We start from the raw sequence: 23,752 nt of genomic DNA, 5'->3' as shown, positions 1-23,752 counted from the left end.
CGACGTGATCAGCAGGCTCATCCTCTGGGCGCTGCGCGCGCGTTGGGGTCTATCCGCAGTCGTGATGGCTTCGAATCTCAGCGGTCTCGCGGTGATCACCACCGAACTCTGGCTGGTCGGCTTCTTCACCCGGCTCGGCGACGAGTGGATGGAAACCTTCATCGAGGTGGCGATCTATCCGGCGCTGGGCGCGGGCATCGGCATCGTGCTGGCCGTGCGGGATCGCACCCATTACTTCGGCTGGCTGGATCAGCACCGCCCGCCGACCGAATCCGAGGCGCGGCGGTTGCTCAAACTGCCGATGGAGATCACGCTGCGCGCCTTGGCCATCTGGCTGCCGGGCGTGATCATCGCGGCGGCCGTCTTCGCGCACGCCACCCCGCAGAACGATTTCGCGGTGGTGCTGTCGATGTTCATGCTCGGCGGGCTGGAGTCCGCCGGCATCACCTATCTGATCGTGGATCGCCTGATCCGGCCGACCATTCCGGTGGTCGCCGAGGTCACCGACGGCACCTCGCATTGGAGTTCCACCGTGCTGGTGCGGGTGCTGGTCACCTTCGCGGTGGCGGGCGCGGTGCCGCTGTTCATGCTGATCACGGTGCTCGCCGATCCGTCCTCGGCGGGCAACGAGCGCATTCGCACCGGCATCTACCTGGCCTTGGTCGGCTTGTCCGCGGGCGCGGTCGCCACCGCCGCCCTCTCGCGCGCGGTCGCCACCCCCATGCACACCCTGCGCGATGCCCTGGACCGCATCGCCCGCGGTGACCTCGACGTCAGCATCCCCATCGGCAGCACCAGCGAGATCGGCCGGCTCGAGCACTCGGTCAACGAACTCGCCGCGAATCTGCGTGAACGCGAACGCATGCGCACCGTCTTCGGCCGCCATGTCGGCGCGGAGGTGGCCGAGCGCGCCCTCACCGCCGGCAGCGCCAACCTCACCGGCGACCTACGCGTGGTCACCGCCCTCTTCGTCGACGTCACCGGCTCGGTCGCCCTCTCCACCGAACTCGCCCCCCACGATTTCGTGGCCAAGCTCAACCGCCTGCTCTCCATCGTGGTAGCCGCCACCGAGGACAATCACGGCCTGGTCAACAAGTTCGAAGGCGATGCCGCGCTCTGCATCTTCGGCGCGCCGATCGCCTTGGACGACAACGCGACTCCCGCCCTGCGCGCCGCCCGCCGCATCCGCGACGAGGTGGCCGTAGTCGGCGAACTCGACATCGGCATCGGCCTGGCCCGCGGCCTGGTCTTCGCCGGCGACGTCGGCGCCGACACCCGCATCGAGTTCACCGTCATCGGCGACGCCGTCAACGAAGCCGCCCGCCTCACCACCGAAGCCAAACAGGTCCCCCGCCGAATCCTGGCCTCCCAGTGCGTCATCGAAGCCGCCTCCGCCTACGAGCGCGATAAGTGGCAGCTGCACGACACCCTGCACCTCCGCGGTCGCAAACAACCCACTCCGGGCTGGACCGACACGCCCGGCCCGCTGTCAGTCCCCCGCAACGGCACCGCCCCCGCGGCCGCGACGCCGCCGGGCGCAACCCCGGACCCCGCCGCCGGCCTGACTGCCGATCGCTAGCCATGCACGGCCTTCGTGACCTGCGAGAGTGTGGAACAGGGCGGCGGAATTATCAAGGTGAACACAATTCCGGGACTGTAGGACCGGCTGCGGCGCGCGGCAATGAATTAAGCGATGCACAGGGCCGGAGGTAGTCCCGGCGTACCGGTCCGGCCCCTACGTCAGGTTGATTCGGTTCGACGTTCGCGGCGGGCACAGTGACCTTTATGAGCGTGACAGCTACCGGAACCGCACCGACTCCGAAAAATCCTGCCGCACCGGCACTTTCGGTAGCCTTCCGCGCGATCGTCATCGCCTTGGCGGCCGGGACGAGCGAAGCGGTATTCCAAGCCGCCCGCTACCTCGACCATCCCGCCGCCGATATCGCGGATCTGCTGCCGGGGCTCATGATTCGCGCCACCGTCTATCTGGCCGTGCTGGCGCTGGCCTATCGCATGGCAGACGGATCCCGTTGGGCTCGAAACACTCTCATGATCGGGCTGGGGACGCTGGGGCTGGCGTCGCTGTTGATCGAACCGATCGGCGCGGTGCTGGACGCACCCGGCGAGCTCTTCGCGCGGTGGACGGTGGCGTCCTGGCTGATCGCGGTGTGCCGCACCGTTCATATCGTTGCGGTGCTGGTGGCGGTGCCCGCCATGCTGCGCGCCGGGCGATTCGTCCGGCGCGGAGTGTGATTCACGCCGGTGGGGGCGGGAGCAGGGCGTCGCGCAGTTCGGCCGGGTCGGTGACGGGGAGATCGCAGACCGAGCCGCGGCAGACGTAGGCGGCGGGCCGGCCGCCGACGGGTGGGCGGTCGCGCAGGAGCGGGGCCGAATCGGCGGGGCCGGAGATCACTACCGAGCCGCCGGGACTCGCCGCTCGGGCGATTTTCTTCAGGTTGTCGGCGGCCTTCTCGTCGTCGGTCGCGATCGCCACCTGGATCGGGCCGCGGAGTGCGGCTTCGGCGACTGCGAGCCATTGACCGGCCGATCGGGGGGCGCGCGCCAGCAGGATCGCGGCGCGGGTGAGGGTGAGGTCGGCGAGTTCACGGTAGCGGGTGGCGCGGTCGGTGTCGCTGAGAGCGGATGCGGTGAGCAGGGCTTCGGCGAGGGCGGAGGCGCCGGCGGGGGTCGCGCCGTCCATCGGATCGCGGGGGCGGGTGAGGAGGGTTTCGGCGTCGTCCGCGGTGTCGAACCAGCTGCCGGGAGCTGCCGTATCCGCGAAGTGGGCGATGGCCGCGTCGAGAATCCGATGCGCGTCGGTGAGCCAGGCGGTGTTCCCGGTGGCTTGGTAGAGGGTGAGCAGACCCGTTGTGAGCCAGGCATAGTCCTCCAGCACGCCGGGAGCGGTGCCGGGCGCCCCGCCGAGCGATGCGCGGATCACCCGGTCATCGGTGACGTGCACGTCGAGCAGGAATCGCGCGCACCGTTCGGCGGCCTCGATCCACTCGTTCCGCGCATGCCCCATACCCGCCTCGGCCAGCGCGGTGACGGCCATTCCGTTCCACGCCGTCACCACCTTGTCATCGCGCTCCGGTTGCGGACGCCGATCCCGGGCCTCCCGCAACAATCCCTTGATCCGTTCCAGCCGTTCGCTTTCCGTCTCACGCGCCGGCACCTCGTTCACGCCGGGCTCGGAGTAGCGGGTGAGCACCGAAGTCCCGTGCTCGAACGTCCCGGCCGTGGTGACCCCGAAAAACTCTGCGGCCCAAGCCCCGTCGATCGCACCCAGCACCCCGTTGAGCTCCGCAGGAGTCCAAACATAGGTGGCGCCTTCGACCCCGGGACGCCCCGGCTCCAGATGAGTATCCGCATCGAGCGCCGACGCGAAAGCCCCCTGCTCCGTGTACAAGTCGTCCAGCAGGAACCCGATCGTCTCCTCGGTCACCCGCAGCGCCGTGGTGTTCTCCGGCAGCCGCCGCGCCAAATGCGCGTAAACCCGCAACAACTGCGCATTGTCGTAGAGCATCTTCTCGAAATGCGGTATCACCCAAGCGGAATCGACCGAATACCGCGCAAACCCCCCGCGCAACTGGTCATAAATCCCGCCTCGCGCCATGGCATCCGCGGTATCGGTGACAGCGCTCAGTACGGCCCCGCTCCCCGTCCGCTCATAATCCCGCAGCAACCCCTCCAGCAACGCCGACGGCGGAAACTTCGGCGCACCGGCGAATCCCCCGTGCTCCGGGTCGATATCCCGCAACACCGCCGCCACCGCATGCCCGAGCAACTCCGCACCGATCCCCACCTCGTTCTCCGGCAACCCCGCCGTCTGCTGCCGCAACGCCTCCCCCACCTGCCCCGCCGCCTGATCCACCTCGTCCCGCCGATTCCGCCACGTCTCCCCCACCGCGGTCAGCAACTGCGTGAACGAAGGCATCCCGTGCCGAGGCGTCTTCGGGTAATAGGTCCCGCAATAAAACGGCTCCCCCGCCGGTGTCAGGAAACAGGTCATCGGCCACCCGCCCTGCCCCGTCATGGCTACGGTCGCACTCATATACACCGAGTCCAGATCAGGCCGTTCCTCCCGATCCACCTTGATACACACGAAGTTCTCGTTCATGAGCTTCGCGGTATCCGCGTCCTCGAACGACTCGTGCGCCATCACGTGGCACCAGTGGCAGGACGCGTATCCGATCGACAACAGGATCGGCACATCGCGCGTCGCCGCCTCGGCGAGGGCCGAGGCGCTCCACTCGCGCCAATCCACCGGATTGTCGGCGTGCTGACGGAGATAAGGTGATGTGGCACTTGCTAGTTGGTTCACGGCCATCAACCTTCCGTATGAGCGGACACAGAGTGCGCTCCACCCGCCTCAACCCTATCGAGTGCTCATCAGAGCCGCCGCCTCGGCCGCACTCCGGTCCCAGAGCGCCACGATTCCGGATTCTCGACCGGGCAGTCCGAAGTTTCGTCGAACACGCTGCTTCCTCTTGTAATACAGGATCATGAGCGCGAAACCGGGGATCAGGAGAATGCAGCCGGTGAACACGCCGATGAAAGCCAGGAGAATGCTTCCGATCACCACATACGTACCCCCGTGTGGCTCGAGGAGTTGAAACAAACTGGCCTCGTTTGTGAATTGCCTATTGGTCGTATGATTCAGAACAGCGATGGTATCTCCCCTCTTTTCGCACCGGGCATAGCAGAGGGTGAGGACATCGCCGCGTCCTGGATTGACATTGAAGTTGACTATCTGGAAATCATCAAGGCGGCCGTCCAGCATCTGCAATCGAATGGTCTCACGGACATCTACCTGAGACCGCGCGTACGGCGTGCCATCGGGGTGCCGGCCCACAGCGAATTGGGCCATGGCTTTGGGGTCCGACCAAAAGACCCGGCCTGTCACCCTACTGACCTGCCATTTCCGGTTCCAGAAACCCTCGAAGCCGGTAGCCTCCGCATTGACTCGAAGCGGCAGCGCCAAGCACACCATCTTATAGATCAACACGGCGAAGGCGGCCCATATAACGATATTGATCAATAGGTCGGCCGAGGCGTACGTCGAGTCTGCCGAGTCCATCTTCTCTGCCACGTCGACAAGCAAGAATATCAACTTCTTCGTTCAAGTAAGAAAATATTGGTCGCATATGCTCCCATGAGCATCCAATATCCACCATCGCAGCCCCACCGATCAGGGCCTTTGGTCCTCGAATTCCGGGCCGCGAAACTGCTTGCCACCCAACTTGGTTAGGTCATGCCCACCCGAGGACAAGATCGCGGCAGGCTCACTCCACGCAGCACCGCCACGGCCGTGGCACCAGCAGCGGCCGAGACGCGCTTATGTGTCACTCATGTGACTGTAGATGTTCATGTCAACTATGTGATGCGCGAGACTTGCGGCGCCGAAAACTATTCCTGAGCGGGTAATGGTCCCACACGCAAAGCCTCGATTTTCTGAAGCTTGGGTCCGTTGGCAGTGATCATGCATTGACGCTATGAACCATCGGCGTTAGTGTTGAAACAGATTCGGTTCAACCAAATGGCTGATACGGATTCCAATGGATTTCAAAACCCGATTCAGAAGAGGTAATTGTCATGCGCACCACCATTCTTTCCAGCATTGTCGCCATCCCGGTCGCCCTCGGCGTCGCCCTGTGCGGCACCGGCGCGGCCAATGCCGAAGCGGCACAGCCCGTTCCCGCCGTACAGCAGGATCAGGGCCGGAACCAGCAGGACGTGCCGCGCGATCCGACCACCGGGATTCCGGTGGACACCCTGAACCGAATGGGCCAGAGCGCAGGCAACGGCGCCCTCATCGGCGCGGGCGTCGGCGGCGCGACCGGTGCCGTCGCCGGTGGACTCGCCGGCGGGGTCCTCGGCATCCCCGCAGGTCTGGCCGGTGGCGCGGTCGGCTCGGGCGCTGGCGAAGCGCTCGGCGGCCTGCCCGGCGGAGTGGCCGGTGGGGCTCTCGGCTTCGCGGCCGGCGAGGCGATTCCGGTGGGCGCCGGCGCGCTGGCCGGTGGGGTCACCGGCGCCGCCGTCGGTGCGGGGATCGGCGCGGGGATCGGCGCGGGCGTGGGCTACGCGGATGCGCCGCAGCACTGATTATTCGAGCAATTCACGAAAAACTCTCGCCCGCATCGGTTTCGACCGTGCGGGCCCGAGTTGTTCCGGCAGATCGAACGAACCAGGGATGTGGAACGATTGCACCGCGAAACAAATCTGGTGCACAATCGCGCCATGGGCTTTCCGGAATGGAAACAGGCGGTCGCGCATGGCGACAGCGATCGGGCCATCGCCGCCCGCATGGGCACCAATCAAATGCGGGTGTCCCGGCATCTGGGCGACGCGCCGGTCGCGGAAACCGTCATCGCATTCGCCCGCACCTATGGTGTTAGTCCGATCGAAGGTTTGATCGCGGCCGGATTCCTCAACCGCGCGGAAGTCCAGCGCGCCTCGGTCCGCGAGGCATTACGGCAGGCGAGCGGTGACGAACTCGCCGGTGAAGTGACCCGGCGACTGGCCGATCACCCCACCGAACCGACCGCTGCCCCACCCACCCGGCGCGAACGGCTGAGCAGAGGATTGCAGGAGCAATGACCGAGGTGCTGTTCGCGATCGCCATCGCGGTGACCGTCACGGTCGCCCTGGCTCGCCTCACATTGTGGTCGTCCGCACCACAGACCCGCCTGCTGACGGTCGTGCTGCTCCTGCTCGCCACCGGCGCGGCATTCGTCGACCCACGCTGGCGCGACGAGGCGGACGCCTTCGTCCGGACACCGGGTTTCGCGGGCATGGTCGCCGATGTGGTGCTGCTGGTGGCCGTCTGCCTGATGTGCGCCTACGTGGCTCGAATTTGGGATCTCGGCTGGCTACGCCGGCTCGGCCTGGCGGTCGCGGTCACGGGCGTGATCGCACTGATCGTGACCTACACCTTCTCCGAGCTGTCGGGCACGCACCGTGGCTACACCGGCGAATTGAGCCATCCCGCAACAATATTCGGCATACTCATCTCCTTGACAGCAGGTGCGGTGAGTACTGCGCTGCTGGTGACCGCGGTGCTGGCCCGACCGGTGACGCGCACGCAATTCTGGTTCGGCGGGGTTGCCGTGGCCTGGCTGACGGTCTGCCTGGCACGCCTCGCGGCGACCATCGATCCGGATCGATTCGCGGATCTCTATTGGAGCGTGCGTTTCCCCGGCGATATCGCCGCGATGCTGTGCGCGGCCGCGGCCGGGGCGGCGAATCTACGCCGCAAACGCCACTCGGGGACCCTGCCGCACGCCTGATGCGTCGGAGCGATCAGCCGGAAATCGCCGGTCCTGCGCTTGTCCGACCTCAGAGTCGTGCGGGCGGCAGGGCGTCGGCTGTTCCGCTGCCACGGCCCTCGCGGCTGCCCGTGTACGCCCACTCGCGCACGGTGGCGAGGGTTTCGGGGAGTAGTTCGGCTTCGGCGGGGCGGTTGAGGATGGGGTCGAAATGGTCGGGGATGTCGCCGGTCGCGGGGGCGGTGAGGATCAGTTCGCCGAGGACGCGGCGGGGGCCGGTGCGTTCGCGGCCGATCAACTCGAATCCGGCGGGGCGCGCTTGGAGATCTGCGACGAAGTCGGTCAGACCTGCCGATTGCGGTTGTGCGGCATCGGGTTCCGCGTAGAGCCAGGTCAGTGGGCCGCCGTCGATGCGGTAGGGCATGAGGCTGCCGTAGTGGGCGGTGCGCCAGCCGCGGGCGGGCACCGGCAGCCAGCGCAGCAGTGGTAGCGCGCTGGTAGTCGCGAAGGTGAAGTCCCAGGGGCGGTCACGGCGATCCGGCACACGGATCGCGAGGCCCAGTACGTCCGGGATCCGGCCGGGCAGGCCGGTGCCCTTCGAAATGCGGGCCAGCACCGGGCGTTCGGTGGCGCCGAGCAAGTATTCGAATTGCGGATCGCGCACCACCAGCATGCCGGTCACCGATCGGCCCGCCGGATGGAACACCCGCCCGCGGCGGAGCCGTGCCACGGCGTCGAAGGTGGTCGCAACGATCGTGTCGGTTATCCCCATATCGGGTCCTCACATTTGAAATTGTCTGCCGTGCAGTGATTTACACGGCCTTGCCGGAATCGGCATCCATGCCGCCCAAACCGTTCGGCGATTCGGTTTCGCCTTCCGGATCGGGATCGGCCGTCGTGGATTCGTGTTCCTCCGCGAAATCCGATTCGAGGCCGTCATCGATGTCCGCGCGCTCGCGCGGGTCGCTCGTCATCGTCTCCATCTCCTCCACTGCCGCGGCGAAAGCACCGGCGCACCCCGCCTCATTCCCGCCGCGATCGCTCTACCCGCCGTCGTCCTGCCGAAACAAAACCCTGCGCAGAGCACTCCGCGATAACCGATGGCGGACCGCGGCCACCCGCTGCTAGCCTTCCGGGAGCCGTGTCGAAGAACGAGGAGGTGGTACCCGTGAACGCAGTATCTGTATGGGTGCTCCCCTCTGGGGTCACGGTCGGGCGATAGGTCGTCCGGGAGCGCCACACGAGCACTCCCGAAAGGCACGACCATGCAATTCACTTCCGAAAAGCGCTTCGATGACGGCGTTCTCGAACGCGAATTCACCCTCGGCGACATCCCCGGCATCCTGTGGACTCCCGCATCCGCGCCCGCGCCGCTCATCCTGCTCGGACCACCGCCCCTCGGGCTGCGCAGTACCTACCCCCGGCTGGCGGCCCGGGCCCGGCATGCCGCGGCGGAGGGTTTCGCTTCGGCGACCCTCGAACTGCCCGGGAACGGTGACCGGCCTGGTTCGCCCGCGCGCGAACAGGCTCTGGCAGACCTGCGTCAGGCGCTCGCGGCCGGCGAAAAGGTCAGCGACGACATCATCGACCGGCTCGTCCTGCCACTGGTCGAGCAGGCGGTCCCGGAATGGCGGGCGGTCCTGGACGCCCTGCTCGAGTTGCCGGAGATCGGCGGCCCGGTCGGATATTCGGGCGGGGTGATCTCGATCGGCGTCCGGCTGGCGGCGGTCGAGCCGCGCATCGCGGCCGCCGTCCTGTTCGCCGGAAGTTTCGTACCCCGCACCATCCTCGAGGAAGCCCGTCGGGTCACCATCCCGCTGCACGTCCTGCTTCAGTGGGACGACGAGGGCAACGACCGGCAGATGGCGCTGGACCTCTTCGACGCCTTCGGGTCCGTAGAGAAAACGCTGCACGCCAATATGGGTGGGCACACCGGCGTCCCGCAATTCGCGGGGGAAGAAGGGGGCCGGTTCTTCGCCCGCCACCTGAAGTAGGTTCGCGGCTCCGCCACAAGAAGTTCAGCGGCGCGTGAGTCGTTCTCCCGCAATTCGATTCATCGTGTCGCGGATGGTGTCGCGGAGCCAGCGCTGAGCGGGGTCGGCGTCCAGGCGGGCATGCCACAGCAGGCGGACGTCGACCTCCGGCAGCGGCGCGGGGATCGGGAACCAGCGCAGGGCGAGGGCCTCGGCGTACTGCTCGGCCAAACGCCGTGGGACCAGCCCGACGTAGGGACCGGAGGCGACCAGCATCGCGGCGATCGCGGCGGTGGGAACGACAGCGGCGACGTGACGATGCAGATCCGCGGCATCCAGAGCATCGTCGAGCGGACCCCGGGCGCGACCCCGCCGGGAAGCCGAGACGTGCGGGTATTCGCAGAGTTGCCGCAGGGTCGGGCGGCGGTGGCGGCCGAGCGGGCTGTCGGCGCGGACGATGCCGACGATGTGTTCGCGGTACAACAAGGCCGCACGCAGATCCGGGGCGGCGACCTCCCCGGCACCGATATCCAAGTCGATGGAGCCGTCCCGGAGCGCCTCGATGCTCTCGGCCCCCTCGGTGACGAAGCGCAGGGTGATGCCCGGGGCCTGCGCGGCGGCGGCCGCCGTCACCGCCGTCACCAGGGTCGCCGCGACGCCGTCGTTGATGCGAATCGTGAAGGTGCGCTTCAGGTTCGCGATGTTGATCTCGCGGTCGGCACTGACCAGCGCGGCGGCCTCGTCGAGCAGGGAACGCACGCGGGGAGCGGTGCGCAGCGCGAAGGGCGTCGGCGCCATGCCGCGCCCGGCGCGCACCAGGATCGGATCCCCCATCGCCCGGCGCAACCGGGACAGCGCCCGGCTGGTCGCGGGAATGGACAGATTGAGCCGTTCGGCGGCGGCGGTGACGCTGTTGTCCTGTAGCAGCGCGTCGAATACGCGCAGCAGGTTCAGGTCGAGTTCGGACACGATTGCATCCTAGGCAACTGTCACCGAGAGAAGTTGCGTGCAGGTTCAGGCATCGGTGGCGAGGGTGTAGGCGCCGGCTGCGATGTGCTCGAGCAAGGTCGGTCCGGCAGGTTGCCAGTCGAGCAGTTCACGGGTGCGCTCGCTCGAGGCGGACATGTCCAGCCCGAAGAATCGGCCGACGAAGCCGAAATGCGCACCGGCGGTGGCGGGTTCGATCGATGCGACCGGCAGGCCGAGTGTGTGCCCGATCGCTTCCGCGATCGAGTGCGTCGAAATCGCCTCCTCCGCAACGACATGCATGCGCGTACCGGCGGGCGCCCCCTCCAGTCCGAGCCGCAACGCCCGCGCAGCCTCCGCCCGCGGCACCGCCGCCCAAGCCGCCGCGCCATCGCCGATGTACGCGGAAACACCGTGCCGCCGAGCCGCCGCAACCAGTTCCCGGACGAATCCGGGATCGCCAACGCCGTGCACGGACGGCGCGAACCGTGCGCTCACCACCCGAACGTCCTTCTCGATGTACTCGCGCGCCAGGTTCTCGGCGCCGCCACGCGGCGAATCCTCGCCCACCGCGGGCGACGGATCGCTCTCGAGCGCCGCGCGCCCCCGCACCAGCCCGGACAGCACCGACGCGTGCACGAAGGCTCGTCCACTACCGGCGAGCTCGTCCGCCAGCGTCGTGATCGCGGCCCGCTCGGTCCGATTGGTTCCCGCCGGATCACTCCAATCGTGCTTGTTCGCAAGGTGCACAACACCATCGGATTCCCGCGCGCCGCGCCGCAAAGCCGCCAGATCGTCGAGATCCCCGCGAATAACCTTGGCACCCTTGCCTTCCAGCGCGGCGGCAGCCGTCGCGGACCTGGCCAGACCCACTACTTCATGCCCGGCCGCCGACAACTCGTCAACCGTGGCGGACCCGATCCAGCCGCTGGCTCCCGTGAGAAATACCCGCATGACAATGACCTCCTGAGCTGGAATTCGTTACGTTCCGAGTCTCTCCGCCTGAAATCATTGTGTCTATTGCAATATCCATAAGGATAAATTGCACGAAATGAATGTCCTTTGAACGGCGCCCACCGAGATTGGGCTGGACAGCGGGCGCGATCACCGCGATGATGCGCGGGGTATTGCTGTAGCACCCGCGGGGGTTGTTGTATGTCTTTGTCGAGCAGGGCCGCGCTGGCCGTGGTTATCGCGTCCGGTGGAGTGCTGGCCGGCATCGGGGGTGGGACCGCGCAGGCGGCCGGTAACCCCTACGGTGCGATGGCCAGCGACTATTCGCAGGTTTTCAGCGCGACCGACTATCCGACGCAGGAAGCGGCGAATCAGGCTGCGCTGCAAGCATGCGGAAAGTCTTGGTGCGTCATCAAATTGGAGCTCAAGAACAGTTGCGGGTCCGCGGTCGAACTGCCCAACCGCGGCTGGTGGGGGTTGGTGCCCATGACGTCCACACTGTGGTGGGGCTCCGGCGCCACGGCCGCCGAGGCGGAGCAGATGGCGCTGGCGCAGACGCCGTGGCCGATGCAGCCTTTCGCCATCGCCTTGCAGGCCGCGTACGGCAGCACCGTGACCCAGGCGCCGTTCGTCAAGCAGACCGCCTGCACCGCGAGCGCGCGGTGAGGACGCCCACCATGTCGCGAAAACTCGCCCTCCCCATGGTCACCGCGGCCGCCGCGGCCCTCGTCGTCACCGGAGCCGGCAGCGCCCATGCCGCCGGCGACCTGTACGGCGCGATCGCCGCCGGGGGTTTCGCCGTCGGCGCGGCCTTCGACTATCCGACCCCGTACGAGGCCGAGCAGGCCGCCCTGGAAGCCTGCCGCCAATCGAGCGCCAGCACCTGCTACACCCAGGTCCGAGTCCACAACCAATGCGGTGTGGTGCTCGAACGAGACATGTTCAGCATCAACGCCGTCTACCCCTTCTACACCTCCGGCACCGGCGCCACCGCCGCCGAGGCGGAACAGAACGCGCGAAAGCTGGCCGGCGCGGACCTGAATCAGCCGCTGATCTACACCGTGAAGCCACTGTTCGTCCTGGACACCATCTGCACCTCGAACGCCGGATAGCCCTCGGACCGCACGAGCGGGACCGCTGCCGAAACCGGAAACCGTGATGGCGGTGGCGACTTCGGCCATGCTGTGGCCGAGGTCGCGACGCTCAGACCGGCTCCGCGGTCAGGTGATAGAAGGCGGTGTCGAGGGGGATGTCCACGGCATACCACGGTCCACTCGGGTCGTCCTCGCGGCCGCACCACGCGGTGGCGATGCACAGGCGGACCGCTTCGCCGGCCGCGAGACCGGGCAGGTGCCAGGCGATGGCGGCCGGATCGGTGTAGCGCACACCGTATTCGGAGCCGGTCTCGTTGCCGTCGGGGGGCAGCACATCGGCCCAGTCGGCGGGCAGCAGGCGACCGTCGGCGGCCTGCGCGGCCAGCAATTCGGTGTCGGGCCCGCCGATCGACACCACGAACTCCTCGTTCTCGATGGTGGTGGCCGCCAGGCATTCACCGGTGTCGGGGCCGCCGTCCGCGCCGGGCGGAGCACCGGTCAGAGCGGCCGAGACGACCAGTCCGGGCACGCCGCCCGACGAGACCACCTGCCAGATGGCGGGCCAGGTCGGCACCGGTGCGCCGTCCGCCGAGACCGGCACCTCGATGCCGCCGATCAGCAGGTCGACCGTCGCGGCGGGGCGGAGCCAGCGGTACAGTCGCGTGCCGTTCGGCAAGCGCCACACCGTATCCGGCTGCGCCGGTAGCACATCCGATCCGAGCGCGACGGAGAACTCGACGGCGCCGAGCGGCGTGGCGATCACGGCGGGACCGCGGTCCGCCTGCACGAGATGGTCGGTGGGAAGCATCCGCCCATCATGCCCGTGTCCGGTCGCCGTTCGCGCCCCGACGACGGACTTGGCGTAGAAACCCGTACGCGATCCGGCGGCGTCGCCCGGTACCGCGACCTACTCGGGCTGGAGCGGGCCGGTGGGCCGAGGATTCAGCACCAGCTGGTGACCGGCTCCGCGCTGGAATTCGAAGGCGTCGGTCGCGCGCAGCGTGCTGTCCACGCCGTGCTCCCGCAATTCCGCGCGAACCCACGCCAGCAGTTCCGGCATTGGCTCACCGGAGTGGCCTACCAGCGGATACACCCGCACCTCACCCCGGCTCACCCGCGCCAGCTCGCGCAGGGCAGCGAGATGGAAGTCCGCGTCCAGCCGGTCCGCGTAGGTGAACAGCAGATGAGAGGACAGGACCAGGTCGAAGTCGTTGTCGCCGAAGGGAAGTGCGGGCAGCCCGGCCGCCACGTAGCGCTCCGGGTGCGCGTCCAGATCGTCGGCGAACAAGTGCACGGCCTCGTGCCGGATCCGCCGGTGCACTTCCGGATCGCCGCCGTACCAATCCCAGCTGTACAGCCCGGTGTGCGACACCGACCAGGCATTGCCGCGATCGGTATCGGCGAGCGCCACCGCACGCAGGTCCGGGGCCGTGCTCGCGTAGATCGGGTCCACCGCCACCGCGTCCGCACCCAGATCGATTGCCTCACAAACGAAGCTGGCAGCACCGCCCGGACAATCCAGGACGCGACCACGCAGGTCAGCGGCGGTCAACGCGAACATGGCCCGGTACTCGGCCAATGAACGCGCGGTGAGCAGGAAGTCGCCGGCGATCTCGGAATCCAGTCGATCGGTCACCATTGAACCCTCACACAGCATGCGACGGGGCACCAGGCGATTTCCGCGCGCGCGAAAATCGATTGCGGCGATGAATTGTCTCAGCGTACTTTTCTGTTCGCACCCGGTGCGCCGGTGACAGTTACTTCGGGTTCGATTCCTGGTCGCTCCACTCCTGGGGCGACAGCTCACTTCGGGAGCAGTATTTCCACTGTCGCCAACTTATCTCGGGGGCATGGTGTGCACCGGCCCGGTGCGCAGACAACGGTTACTTCACATCTGATTCCGGTTCAGGCGGCGTCGGTTCGATTCCGGCCCGTACGCATACGCGTGCGGTGGTGTAGTGGTAGCTCAACGGTACCGTCGTCGCTTTGTTCTCGGGCCGGTCACACCCTTGCCACCCCGTGTGAATCAGGGGAATTCTCATGGCCAAGTTCAATATCGCACGCCTGCGCGGCATCGTCGCGCCGCTCGCCGCCACCGCCACCTCGCCCGTTCGCGGCGAGGAGTTGCCGTCCGCCCGCACCCGTGAGGGCGCGCCCGGGTATCAGCGCACGGTGCAGGGTGAGCTGTTCCTGCTCGCGGTGTCGAATCTGGTGGGAGAGAACACCTTCTACGAATCCGCCGGCGAACGAGATCACCGTTTCGCCGTGCTGGTGCGCGCGGCCACCCTCGCCGATCCGGAATGGACGGCGCGATTCCTGTGCTGGCTGCGCGGCACCGCGAACCTGCGCACGGCCGCACTGGTCGGCGCGGCCGAGTTCACCAAGGCCCGCCTCGAGGCGGGTGAATCCGGAATGTCGCGCCAGGTAATCGATTCCGTGCTGCTGCGCGCCGACGAACCCGGTGAACTCATCGCCTACTGGCACGCCGTTCACGGTCGCGCGCTGCCCAAACCGGTGAAGCGCGGTATCGGCGATGCCGTGCGCCGCCTGTACGACGAACGCGCGCTGGCCAAGTGGGACAGCGATGCCCGCTCCTTCCGATTCGGTGATGTGCTGGAACTGACGCACCCTGCCGCCGCGGCCGACAAGCCTTGGCAGGGAGCGCTTTTCGCGCATGCCATCGATCGGCGGCATAATCGGGCGAATCCCATGCCGGAGGAGCTGCGCATCCTGCGCGCCCGCGCGGAGCTGCTCGCAACCCCGGCCGAGCATCGCCGCGCCCTCTTCGCCGATGCCGAAACCGCCCGCACCACACTGCGTTCCGCCGGTATGACCTGGGAAGCCGTGGCCGGTTGGCTACAGGGCCCGATGGATGCCGCGGTGTGGGAGGCGCTCATCCCGTCCATGGGTTACACGGCCCGGTTGCGCAACCTCCGCAATTTCGACCAGGCCGGTGTGTCCGATGCGGTGGCCGCGGAAGTGGCTGCGCGCCTGGCGGATCCGGAGCAGGTGCGGGCCTCCCGCCAGCTGCCCATGCGCTTCCTGTCGGCGTACCGGGCGGCGCCGTCGCTGCGCTGGGGCCACGCCCTGGAGCAGGCGCTGAACCATTCGCTGGCGTCGATCCCGGCACTGCCCGGCCGCACCCTGGTGCTGATCGACACCTCCGGTTCGATGACGGCGAAATTCTCCAAGGACGGCACCCTCTGCTGCTGGGACGCCGCGACCGTGTTCGGCCTCGCCCTCGCCACCCGCTGCGAGCACGCCGACGTGGTGTCCTACTCCGCCGCCGGCCATTGGAACGGCACCGGTTACGCGCACACCATTCCCTTCCCTTTGCGGGACGGCGAACCGGTCCTGCGCGCCGTCGACCGCTGGAAGTCCGACGGCTTCTTCATCGGCGGCGGCACCGACACCGCCGGCGCGGTGCGCAAGCATTTCACCGGCCAAGACCGCGTCGTCATCCTCACCGATGAACAGGCCACCGGCCGCGACGTCAATTCGGCCCTGCCCGAGTCGGTTCCGCTCTACACCTGGAACCTCATGGGCTACCGCCACGGCCACGCCCCCACTGGCGGCCAAAACCGCCACGCCTTCGGCGGACTGACCGACACCGCGTTCTCGATGATCCCCCTCATCGAAGCGGGCGAGCACGCGAACTGGCCCTTCTGACAACCGAATCCGACCGTCCCGCTCGTCGCCAGGAGCGGGACGGCACCGGGCGGACCCGCGGGTGCCGCTCCCGCCACGGCGAGCGACGCCGCACCACTTCGGAGCGCGGCCGATACGACGGCGGGGTCGCATCTCCCGCGGCATGCGCGGGCTCGCCGGGTTCCCCACCGACCATTGCGGCCCCGGTCCATCAGGACCGGGGCCGCGAATTGCTTTGTGCGCGCCGTCAGGCGGTGCCGTTGGATGCCTCCGGCTTCGGCTGCTCCGCCTCGCGCGTGGTGATCCCGTGCTCGGTTCCCTCGTCGGCTTCCTGATCCGGTTCCGGATGTTCCGGGGAGAAGGTCGCGGGCAGGCCCTTGATGTGCTTGTTCATATTGCGGATGAGCAGCACGGTGCCGGCCAGCAGGACCAGGATGATGACGAGGCCAAGGGGTGACGCCTTACCGAATTCGGGTCCGGTGGGCGTATTTCCTTGGGCGAGCAGGGTCAGGATCATCGGTCGGGGTCCTCGGTGTCGGCGTCGTCGATTCCCGCGAACAGGTCGGTTTCGGGGATGGCGGTCTTCACCCGGGTCTTGGCCAGCTCGAATTCCTCGGTGGGCCACAGCTTCTGCTGCAACTCGGTGGGGATGGCGAAGAAGGCGCCGTTCGGGTCGATCTGAGTGGCGTGCGCGCGCAGGGCATCGTCACGCTGGGGGAAGTATTTCGCACACTCGACCTGGGTGGTGACCCGGCCCATGATGTCGCCGCGTTCGGCGGCGTACTTGCGCATGCGATCCATCCAGTCCTGCATGGGGAACGGTTCGCCGCGCCGCTCGTACTCGTCGGCGAAGATCTCGAGGCGCGTCAGGCTGAAACCGTGGTTGTAGTACAGCTTCAACGGCGTCCACGGCTCACCCGCGTCGGGGAACTTCTCCGGATCACCGGCGGCCTCGTAGGCGGCGACGGAGACCTGGTGGCACATGATGTGATCGGGGTGCGGGTAGCCACCCATCTCGTCGTAGGTGGTGATGACGTGCGGCTTGAATTCGCGCACCACCTTCACCAGCGCTTCGGTGGCCTCGTCCAGGGGCACCAGCGCGAAGCTGCCCTCGGGCAGCGGGGGCAGCGGATCGCCTTCGGGCAGACCGGAATCCACGAAGCCGAGCCAGACCTGCTCGACGCCCAGCGCCTCGGCGGCCGCGGCCATCTCCTCGCGCCGCACCTCGGCGATGCGATCCTTGATGCCCGGGGTGTCCATCGCCGGATTGAGAATGTCGCCGCGCTCGCCGCCGGTCAGCGTGACGACCAGCACCTCGTTGCCTTCGGCCGCGTAGCGCGCGGTCGTCGCCGCGCCCTTGCTGGATTCGTCGTCGGGGTGCGCGTGTACCGCCATGAGGCGAAGACCACTCACTTCTCGTTCACCTCACCGATCACAATGCTCATCTGTATCGCCTTCGCCGGAGTCCCAGGCCGTGTCCGATCTCTATTCCCTATAGTTCCATCCGATCGTTATTTGTTCCGACCTACCCCCCGGGAGTGCGCGTCATGACCGAAAGACCGGCCGACCGGTACGGGATTGCGCCACGCAAGAACCGGCGCTGGCTGCCGTACGCCCTGGGCGCGGTGGTCATTCTGGCCGGACTCGGGGTGGCCTGGATGGGCTACCGCACCTACGGCCCCAAGGACATCGAGCCCGAACGCCTGGGGTACACCGTCGTCGACGACTCCACGGTCGAGGTCGATTTCAAGCTGACCCGCAAGGACCCGAACCAGCCGGTGGTCTGCTACATCCGCGCCATGGACCCCGACAGCCTCGAGGTCGGCCGCCGCGAGGTCCTGGTGCCCGGATCCGACAGCGGTACGGTCCGGCTCACCACCACCTTGAAGACCACCGCACGGGCCGGCGCGGCCAATATCTACGCCTGCGACGACAAGGTGCCCGCATACCTGCGTGCCGGGTGAAAAGTCCGGTCCGCGACCCGCTTTGACGCTTCTACCTGCGCCTTTATAAATCGTGCTAGAATGACCCAACACACGGTTCCGGGGTTCGGAGCCGTGTTTGCTTGCATTGGCGGCAGGTGCGCTCGGGTATCTCCCCCAGGAACGCTCTGGCCGTCCAACCTCGTCATGTCCAGCTCCGGCTGGGTATAGCGGGATCAGGGAATCCCGGCCTGCCGGGGACAACTACTAGGGAGTGATCGAGATGACTGAGAACGTGACCTGGCTGACACCGGAGTCGCACGAGAGGCTCACGAGCGAACTCGCCGCGCTCATCGCCAACCGTCCGGTCATCGCGGCCGAAATCAACGAGCGTCGTGAAGAAGGCGATCTCAAGGAGAACGGTGGCTACCACGCCGCGCGTGAAGAGCAGGGCCAGCAGGAGGCGCGCATTCGCCAGCTGCAAGAACTGCTGAACAACGCCAAGGTGGGCGTGGCGCCGTCGCAGTCCGGGATCGCGCTGCCCGGCTCCGTCGTCAAGGTCTATTACGACGGCGACGAGAGCGATACCGAGACCTTCCTCATCGCCACCCGCGAAGAGGGCCTGGGCTCCACCGACCTGGAGACCTACTCCCCCAACTCGCCGCTGGGTGGGGCTTTGATCGACGCCAAGGTCGGCGAAACCCGCCAGTACACCCTTCCCAACGGAAACGTCATGAAGGTGACCCTCGTATCGGCTGAGCCCTACCACAGCTGACCCGCCTCCCCGCGGCTTCAGCGGACGGCTGAGAGCCGTAGGCGGTTTCGCATCCGTGCCGGCGGTCCGGAGACAACCCGATTCCGGTCGTCCCCGGGGAGTTACCCCGACCTCGCGAAATCAGCGGCCGCGATCCGAACGAAAACGCGGCGCTGCACCGGACCCGGTGCAGCGCCGCGTTTTTCGTCATTGTCAGCCGAGGGCTTGCTCGATGTCGGCGAGGAGGTCGCCGATGTCTTCGATGCCGACCGAGAGGCGGACCAGGTCGGCGGGAACCTCGAGGGCCGAGCCGGCGGTGGAGGCGTGGGTCATGGCGCCCGGGTGCTCGATGAGCGATTCCACGCCGCCGAGGGATTCGGCGAGGGTGAAGATCTTGGTGCGGGCGCAGAAGTCGAGCGCCGCTTCCTTGCCGCCGTGCACGCGGACCGAGATCATGCCGCCGAAGCGGCGCATCTGCTTCTGGGCGACGGTGTGACCCGGGTGCTCGGGCAGGCCCGGGTAGATGACCTGGGCGACCTTCGGGTGGTTGGCGAGGAACTCGGCGATGGTCTCGGCGTTGTCGCAATGCCGATCCATGCGCACCGCGAGGGTCTTGATGCCGCGCATGGTCAGGAACGCATCCATCGGGCCCGGCACCGCGCCGGCGCCGTTCTGGAGAAACGCGAACTTGGCATCCAGCTCCTGATCGTTGGTGATCAGAGCGCCGCCGACGACGTCGGAGTGCCCGCCCAGGTACTTGGTGGTCGAGTGGATCACGATGTCCGCGCCCAGCAGCAACGGCTGCTGCAAGTACGGGGAGGCGAAGGTGTTGTCGACCACCAGCTTCGCGCCACCGGCGTGTGCGACATCGGCCAGCGCCGCGATATCGCCGATGTTCAGCAGCGGATTGGTGGGCGTCTCGATCCAGACCAGTTTGGTGTTCGGCTTCATGACCGCCGCCACCGCGTCCGCGTCCGACACCGCGGCCACGTCGTAGGTGATCCCCCACTGGGTGAACACCTTGTCGATCAACCGGAAGGTGCCGCCGTAGGCGTCGTTCGGAATGACCAGGTGATCACCGGGGCGCAGGTTCGCCCGCAGCGCACAGTCGGTGGCCGCCATACCGGAGGCGAAGGCCCGCCCGTACGTGCCCGACTCCAGCGCCGCCAGATTGGCCTCCAGGGCCGTGCGGGTCGGATTCCCGGTGCGCGCGTACTCGTATCCGCCGCGCATTCCGCCCACGCCATCCTGGGCGAAGGTCGAGCTGGCGTAGATCGGCACGTTCACCGCACCGGTCTGAGGGTCCGGATCGAACCCGGCATGCACGGCTCGCGTGGAGAAACCCAGCTGATCACTCATGTCCCCCAGCCTAAAACGCCCCCGATCGGCCCCCGCCCCCGGGCCGATTCGCGGGTGGGAAATGGGCGGTTCGGTCGTAGGGTGGGCTCATGGTCACCGTAGACGAGCTTTTTGCCATCGACTCCCTGCTCGACGACGAGGAGCGGCAGATCCGGGACACCGTGCGGGCCTTCGCGGCGGAACGGTTGCGGCCGTCCATCGCGGAGTGGTTCGAGGCGGGCACCTTCCCGGTGCGGGAGCTGGCGCCGGAGCTCGGCAAGCTCGGACTGCTCGGCATGCATCTCGAGGGCTACGGGTGCGCGGGGACCTCGGCCACCGCCTACGGCCTGGCCTGCCTGGAGCTCGAAGCCGTGGATTCCGGTGTGCGCAGCCTGGTTTCGGTGCAGGGCTCGCTCGCCATGACCGCGATTCACAAGTACGGATCCGAGGAGCAGAAGCAACGCTGGCTGCCGGGAATGGCCGCCGGGCAGCTGATCGGCTGCTTCGGATTGACCGAACCGGACTTCGGCTCGAACCCCGGCGGCATGCGGACGCGGGCGCGCCGCGACGGCGACGACTGGGTGCTCGACGGCGCGAAGATGTGGATCACCAACGGATCGGTCGCGGATGTGGCGATCGTGTGGGCGCAGTCGCGCGAAGGGGAACGGGATGTGGTGCGCGGCTTCGTAGTGCCCACGGACACACCGGGATTCAGCGCGCGCGAGATGACGCACAAGCTGTCGCTGCGGGCCTCCATCACGGCGGAACTCTCCTTCGACGGGGTGCGACTGCCCGCCGACGCGATGCTGCCGGAAGCGCGCGGACTGGCCTCGCCGCTGGGCTGTCTCTCCGAAGCGCGCTTCGGCATCGTGTTCGGGGCGCTCGGGGCGGCCCGCGATTGTCTTTCCGCCGCAATCGATTACGCGCGCACTCGGGAAGTCTTCGACAAGCCGCTGGCCGCCTACCAGCTGACCCAGGCCAAGCTGGCGGATATGGCCGTCGAGCTCGGCAAGGGGCAGCTGCTGGCCCTGCATCTGGGGCGGCTCAAGGACCGGCACGTGGTCACCAACGAGCAGATCAGCGCGGGCAAGCTGAACAGCACGCGCGAGGCCATCGCCATCGCCCGGGAGTGCCGGACCATTCTCGGCGCGAACGGGATCACCCTGGAATATCCGGTGCTGCGGCACGCCAACAATCTGGAGTCCGTACTCACCTACGAGGGCACCGCGGAGGTGCATCAGCTGGTGCTCGGTGAGGCTTTGACCGGTTCCAAGGCCTTCCGCTGAATCACATTCCGGATGTTCGGGGAGGAACTGCGCGATATCTCACAGCCCGATCCGAGAATGCCCGCAGATTGCTAGCATGACGTCGTGTTTTTGCCCGGCTCCGCCCTGCTCGTCGTCTCGGCGCGTAAGACTCTGAACCGCTTGCAGCGCACGCACGGAGCCTCGGCCATGTTGGCCGCGCAGGAATTTCCCGGCGTATGCGCGGCGGTGGATCAGCACGCCGCCGCGGTCCGCGACATTCTCGAACTGGGGGTGGAGAACTCGGCCACCGTGCCGGTGAGCGTGCTGCTCGCCGGATATGCCCGGGGACTGCTCGAGGACGTGCGGGAATCCGGCGTCGAACTGCCGATCGTGCCCGAGGACTGGCAGCACGCCGACTGGGTGCACCTGCGCCTCGCCGGCGTGTGCGCCCTCGCGCGCGGCGACTGAAGGCAGCGCTTTCGAACGGAACGGCCCGCGCACTCGGTGCGCGGGCCGTTCGCGTATTCACTTGTGCGTCAGCGCATCCCGGCGTCATCATCCGGGTCGTAGCCGCTGCGGCCGCGGCGTTCCGGCGACTCCGGCGGCTGCTGCGCGGATCCGTAGCCGCCTTGCCGGCTTTGGCCCTGCCGGCCGTAGCCCTGCTCGCCGTAGCCCTGCTGGGCATAGCCCTGCTGACCGTAGCCCGGCTGGCTGTAGCCCTGCTGGCCGTAACCTTGCTGCCCCGCTCCGGTAGCGGTGCCGACGGGTTGCTCGGCCCATTTGCCGGGCGGCATCTGCTGACCGCCCTGCTGCATCATGCCCTGCTGCTGACGCGCGGTTTCCCGGGCGCGAGCCGCATCCTCACGGCCGCGCTGGTACGCCTGGGCATGACCCTTGAGCTCGGGCATCTCGCCCTCGATATTGTTCAGCCAGCGGTCCCAGCGGTCCTGCATGGGCCGCACCAGCCCGCCGCCGAAGCCGACGATGAGCACGCCGGCGATGGTCGCCAGGACCGTGATGAGGATCGGCATGGTGACCGAGGTGCCAACGCCGATCTGGTTCAGCGCGGCGATAATGCCTATGCCCCAGATGAATACGGCGGCGACGCGGCCGAGCATGCGACCGTACTCCAAGCCGGACAACATGTTCGCGATCATGTCCATGACCGCCTTGGCGATGGCCCCGGCAATGCACACGATGACGAGTGCGACCGCCAGCCTGGGCAGCCAGGCCACGATGCCGTTCAGCATGTCGCTCACCGGATTCGGGCCGAAGACGCCGAAGCCGAGTTGCAGGGTGATCAACAGGATCGCGTAGTAGGCCAGCTTCGCCATGATCTGGGTGGCGTCGTAGCTGGAGTTCGCCAGCATGTCCTTGATGCCGGCGCGCTCCACCAGCCGGTCGAAACCGACTCGGTGCAGAACTCGAACCACCAGGCGCTGAACGATTTTCGCCACGAACCAGCCGATGAGCAGAATGGCCAGGAACCCGACGAACTTCGGCACGAACGTCGCGACCGAACTCCACGCGTCCGACAGCCCCTGTTGGATATCGATAGCCAAACTCGAGGTGTACATGGGTACCCCACTCCTGGTCGCTATCGGCCCCGGCCGGGTGCCGGGACTTGCTCCAAGGGCGGTTATACCCCCTGTTGATCTTCGCAATGCATCGTTTGCGAAAAAGTTGCCGAAAAGGATGCTTACGGTTTGCGGGGGATCAGTACGCGCTGTTGACGTTGTCCATCGAGCCGTAGCGGTGCGCGGCGTAGTTGCAGGCGGCCACGATGTTCGCGACCGGATCCCAGACATTGAACTCGGTGCCGGGGACGTGGTACGCCGCGAAGGTGGGGTCGATCACCTGGAGCAGGCCCTTGGACGGAATGCCCATCGCCGCATTGGAGTCGTAGAGGTTGATGGCCTGCGGGTTGCCACTGGACTCGCGCAGGATATTGCGCAGGATGCCCTCGTAGCTGCCGGGAATGCCGTTGGCGGACATGATGTCCAGCGCGTGCCGGATCCAGCCGTCCAGATTGTCGGCGTAGACCGGGGCGGGCGGCAGCGGCGCGGGGACCGGCTCGGCGACCTCGGGGGCCGGCATCGGCGCGGGGGCCGGAGCGACCGGGAGCCGGCCCGGTGCGGCCTGCATGGCGGGAGCGGCGGTCGCCGCGAGGGTTTCCTTCAGCGCGACGGGCTCGACCTCACCCTGCGCGGAGCCCGCGGCGGTGATGATGGATCCGAAGACCCCGAGAGCCAGTGCGGCGGTGCCGGCGGTACGGGCGGCGGCAACTACCTTGCTACGTCTGGCGGGGCATTTCAGGGCGGTCATAGGGTTCGTGGGCATGGCGAAGTAGGATTCCTGTTCGGTTTCGGCCTCGCTGGGCCTCGATCGGCAGCGCGCGGCCACGCGAGCACCCATGGGGGCGCTCACCACGCACTACCGGTGTTGGTTGTTTATGTTGTGAAACCCGTTACGGGCCAGGGAAATTGACGCTGTACTGGAGGTCAGCGGTTTATGTGGCGGCCTCCCGGCCGCAGTGCCTCATCGCACCTGTGACGTGATCACGTTCCGCATAGTTTCGACATCTCCTT

The 23,752-nt window shown here is 67.4% G+C and carries 26 protein-coding genes; 13 read left to right on the top strand and 13 right to left on the bottom strand.

What is annotated here, in order from left to right; all coding sequences use genetic code 11:
• Positions 1–4 precede the first annotated feature (4 nt).
• Together NI1_RS09420 and NI1_RS09415 are read left to right on the top strand one after the other, a co-directional pair.
• Complete coding sequence (locus NI1_RS09420; protein WP_245663143.1) at positions 5–1,579, top strand: adenylate/guanylate cyclase domain-containing protein; 1,575 nt, start codon at positions 5–7, stop codon at positions 1,577–1,579.
• Positions 1,580–1,785: 206 nt separating this feature from the next.
• Positions 1,786–2,253, top strand: coding sequence for a hypothetical protein (locus NI1_RS09415; protein ID WP_067816926.1), 468 nt, complete (start codon positions 1,786–1,788; stop codon positions 2,251–2,253).
• 1 nt (position 2,254) lies between these two features.
• Here NI1_RS09415 and NI1_RS09410 read toward each other — a convergent pair whose 3' ends face one another.
• A complete protein-coding gene (locus NI1_RS09410; protein ID WP_067816923.1) occupies positions 2,255–4,330 on the bottom strand; it encodes a thioredoxin domain-containing protein in 2,076 nt (691 codons plus the stop codon).
• A gap of 48 nt (positions 4,331–4,378) precedes the next feature.
• A complete protein-coding gene (locus NI1_RS09405) occupies positions 4,379–5,092 on the bottom strand; it encodes a hypothetical protein (RefSeq protein WP_157535020.1) in 714 nt (237 codons plus the stop codon).
• A gap of 503 nt (positions 5,093–5,595) precedes the next feature.
• On the opposite strand from NI1_RS09405, the gene NI1_RS09400 reads away from it, so the two are divergent.
• The 3 genes from NI1_RS09400 (at position 5,596) to NI1_RS09390 (ending at position 7,289) form a co-directional block, all read left to right on the top strand.
• Positions 5,596–6,105, top strand: coding sequence for a hypothetical protein (locus NI1_RS09400; protein ID WP_067816918.1), 510 nt, complete (start codon positions 5,596–5,598; stop codon positions 6,103–6,105).
• A 99-nt stretch (positions 6,106–6,204) separates the two neighbouring features.
• Positions 6,205–6,600 carry a hypothetical protein gene (locus NI1_RS09395; protein ID WP_157535019.1) on the top strand — a complete coding sequence of 132 codons (396 nt, stop codon included), beginning with the start codon at positions 6,205–6,207 and terminating at the stop codon, positions 6,598–6,600.
• Positions 6,597–7,289 (top strand): hypothetical protein, encoded by a 693-nt coding sequence (locus NI1_RS09390; protein ID WP_067816913.1) that lies wholly within the window; start codon positions 6,597–6,599, stop codon positions 7,287–7,289. The genes NI1_RS09395 and NI1_RS09390 overlap by 4 nt, the downstream gene beginning before the upstream one ends.
• Positions 7,290–7,338: 49 nt before the next feature.
• Here the strand turns inward: NI1_RS09390 and NI1_RS09385 are convergent, their stop codons facing one another.
• A complete protein-coding gene (locus NI1_RS09385) occupies positions 7,339–8,040 on the bottom strand; it encodes a hypothetical protein (protein ID WP_067816910.1) in 702 nt (233 codons plus the stop codon).
• Between the two features lie 40 nt (positions 8,041–8,080).
• Positions 8,081–8,242, bottom strand: coding sequence for a hypothetical protein (locus NI1_RS37835; RefSeq protein WP_157535018.1), 162 nt, complete (start codon positions 8,240–8,242; stop codon positions 8,081–8,083).
• 291 nt (positions 8,243–8,533) lie between these two features.
• Between NI1_RS37835 and NI1_RS09380 the strand changes: the two genes are divergently transcribed.
• Complete coding sequence (locus NI1_RS09380) at positions 8,534–9,262, top strand: dienelactone hydrolase family protein (protein WP_067816907.1); 729 nt, start codon at positions 8,534–8,536, stop codon at positions 9,260–9,262.
• A 24-nt stretch (positions 9,263–9,286) separates the two neighbouring features.
• On the opposite strand, the gene NI1_RS09375 is transcribed toward NI1_RS09380, so the two are convergent.
• Together NI1_RS09375 and NI1_RS09370 are read right to left on the bottom strand one after the other, a co-directional pair.
• A complete protein-coding gene (locus NI1_RS09375) occupies positions 9,287–10,210 on the bottom strand; it encodes a LysR family transcriptional regulator (RefSeq protein ID WP_084522834.1) in 924 nt (307 codons plus the stop codon).
• A 45-nt stretch (positions 10,211–10,255) separates the two neighbouring features.
• Positions 10,256–11,161 (bottom strand): NAD-dependent epimerase/dehydratase family protein, encoded by a 906-nt coding sequence (locus NI1_RS09370; RefSeq protein WP_067816900.1) that lies wholly within the window; start codon positions 11,159–11,161, stop codon positions 10,256–10,258.
• Between the two features lie 201 nt (positions 11,162–11,362).
• Here NI1_RS09370 and NI1_RS09365 point away from each other — a divergent pair, with 201 nt between their 5' ends.
• Positions 11,363–11,827 (top strand): DUF4189 domain-containing protein, encoded by a 465-nt coding sequence (locus NI1_RS09365; protein WP_084522833.1) that lies wholly within the window; start codon positions 11,363–11,365, stop codon positions 11,825–11,827.
• Positions 11,828–11,838: 11 nt separating this feature from the next.
• Positions 11,839–12,273: a DUF4189 domain-containing protein gene (locus NI1_RS09360; RefSeq protein ID WP_084522831.1), complete on the top strand. Its 435-nt coding sequence runs from the start codon at positions 11,839–11,841 to the stop codon at positions 12,271–12,273.
• 91 nt (positions 12,274–12,364) lie between these two features.
• Here NI1_RS09360 and NI1_RS09355 read toward each other — a convergent pair whose 3' ends face one another.
• Both NI1_RS09355 and NI1_RS09350 read right to left on the bottom strand, forming a co-directional pair.
• Complete coding sequence (locus tag NI1_RS09355) at positions 12,365–13,063, bottom strand: hypothetical protein (RefSeq protein WP_067816890.1); 699 nt, start codon at positions 13,061–13,063, stop codon at positions 12,365–12,367.
• Positions 13,064–13,162: 99 nt separating this feature from the next.
• Positions 13,163–13,891: a class I SAM-dependent methyltransferase gene (locus tag NI1_RS09350; protein WP_245663141.1), complete on the bottom strand. Its 729-nt coding sequence runs from the start codon at positions 13,889–13,891 to the stop codon at positions 13,163–13,165.
• Between the two features lie 404 nt (positions 13,892–14,295).
• Between NI1_RS09350 and NI1_RS09345 the strand changes: the two genes are divergently transcribed.
• Complete coding sequence (locus NI1_RS09345) at positions 14,296–15,924, top strand: TROVE domain-containing protein (RefSeq protein ID WP_067816884.1); 1,629 nt, start codon at positions 14,296–14,298, stop codon at positions 15,922–15,924.
• A gap of 226 nt (positions 15,925–16,150) precedes the next feature.
• Here the strand turns inward: NI1_RS09345 and NI1_RS09340 are convergent, their stop codons facing one another.
• Together NI1_RS09340 and mca are read right to left on the bottom strand one after the other, a co-directional pair.
• The gene (locus NI1_RS09340; RefSeq protein WP_067816881.1) at positions 16,151–16,420 is read right to left on the bottom strand and encodes a hypothetical protein; all 270 of its coding nucleotides are present in this window, start codon (positions 16,418–16,420) and stop codon (positions 16,151–16,153) included.
• Complete coding sequence (gene mca, locus NI1_RS09335) at positions 16,417–17,298, bottom strand: mycothiol conjugate amidase Mca (RefSeq protein WP_067816878.1); 882 nt, start codon at positions 17,296–17,298, stop codon at positions 16,417–16,419. Before mca ends, NI1_RS09340 begins: the two co-directional genes overlap by 4 nt.
• Before the next feature lie 152 nt (positions 17,299–17,450).
• Here mca and NI1_RS09330 point away from each other — a divergent pair, with 152 nt between their 5' ends.
• A complete protein-coding gene (locus NI1_RS09330) occupies positions 17,451–17,867 on the top strand; it encodes a DUF4307 domain-containing protein (protein WP_067816875.1) in 417 nt (138 codons plus the stop codon).
• Between the two features lie 241 nt (positions 17,868–18,108).
• Positions 18,109–18,600 carry a transcription elongation factor GreA gene (gene greA, locus NI1_RS09325; protein ID WP_067816871.1) on the top strand — a complete coding sequence of 164 codons (492 nt, stop codon included), beginning with the start codon at positions 18,109–18,111 and terminating at the stop codon, positions 18,598–18,600.
• 192 nt (positions 18,601–18,792) lie between these two features.
• Here the strand turns inward: greA and NI1_RS09320 are convergent, their stop codons facing one another.
• A complete protein-coding gene (locus tag NI1_RS09320; RefSeq protein ID WP_067816867.1) occupies positions 18,793–19,938 on the bottom strand; it encodes a cystathionine gamma-synthase in 1,146 nt (381 codons plus the stop codon).
• An 89-nt stretch (positions 19,939–20,027) separates the two neighbouring features.
• Here NI1_RS09320 and NI1_RS09315 point away from each other — a divergent pair, with 89 nt between their 5' ends.
• Positions 20,028–21,203 carry an acyl-CoA dehydrogenase family protein gene (locus NI1_RS09315; protein WP_067816864.1) on the top strand — a complete coding sequence of 392 codons (1,176 nt, stop codon included), beginning with the start codon at positions 20,028–20,030 and terminating at the stop codon, positions 21,201–21,203.
• Positions 21,204–21,287: 84 nt separating this feature from the next.
• Positions 21,288–21,632 (top strand): DUF6401 family natural product biosynthesis protein, encoded by a 345-nt coding sequence (locus NI1_RS09310; protein ID WP_067816859.1) that lies wholly within the window; start codon positions 21,288–21,290, stop codon positions 21,630–21,632.
• Between the two features lie 68 nt (positions 21,633–21,700).
• Here NI1_RS09310 and NI1_RS09305 read toward each other — a convergent pair whose 3' ends face one another.
• Positions 21,701–22,741, bottom strand: a complete 1,041-nt coding sequence (locus tag NI1_RS09305) for a mechanosensitive ion channel family protein (protein WP_084522829.1) — start codon at positions 22,739–22,741, stop codon at positions 21,701–21,703.
• A 139-nt stretch (positions 22,742–22,880) separates the two neighbouring features.
• Positions 22,881–23,504 (bottom strand): transglycosylase SLT domain-containing protein, encoded by a 624-nt coding sequence (locus NI1_RS09300; protein WP_245663140.1) that lies wholly within the window; start codon positions 23,502–23,504, stop codon positions 22,881–22,883.
• Positions 23,505–23,752 lie beyond the last annotated feature (248 nt).

The organism is Nocardia inohanensis NBRC 100128, from assembly GCF_001612945.1.
In the GTDB taxonomy this organism is placed as follows: Bacteria; Actinomycetota; Actinomycetes; order Mycobacteriales; family Mycobacteriaceae; genus Nocardia; species Nocardia inohanensis.
The sequence above is the reverse complement of the archived record's forward strand: the minus strand, read 5'-3'. Positions and strand labels throughout refer to the sequence as shown.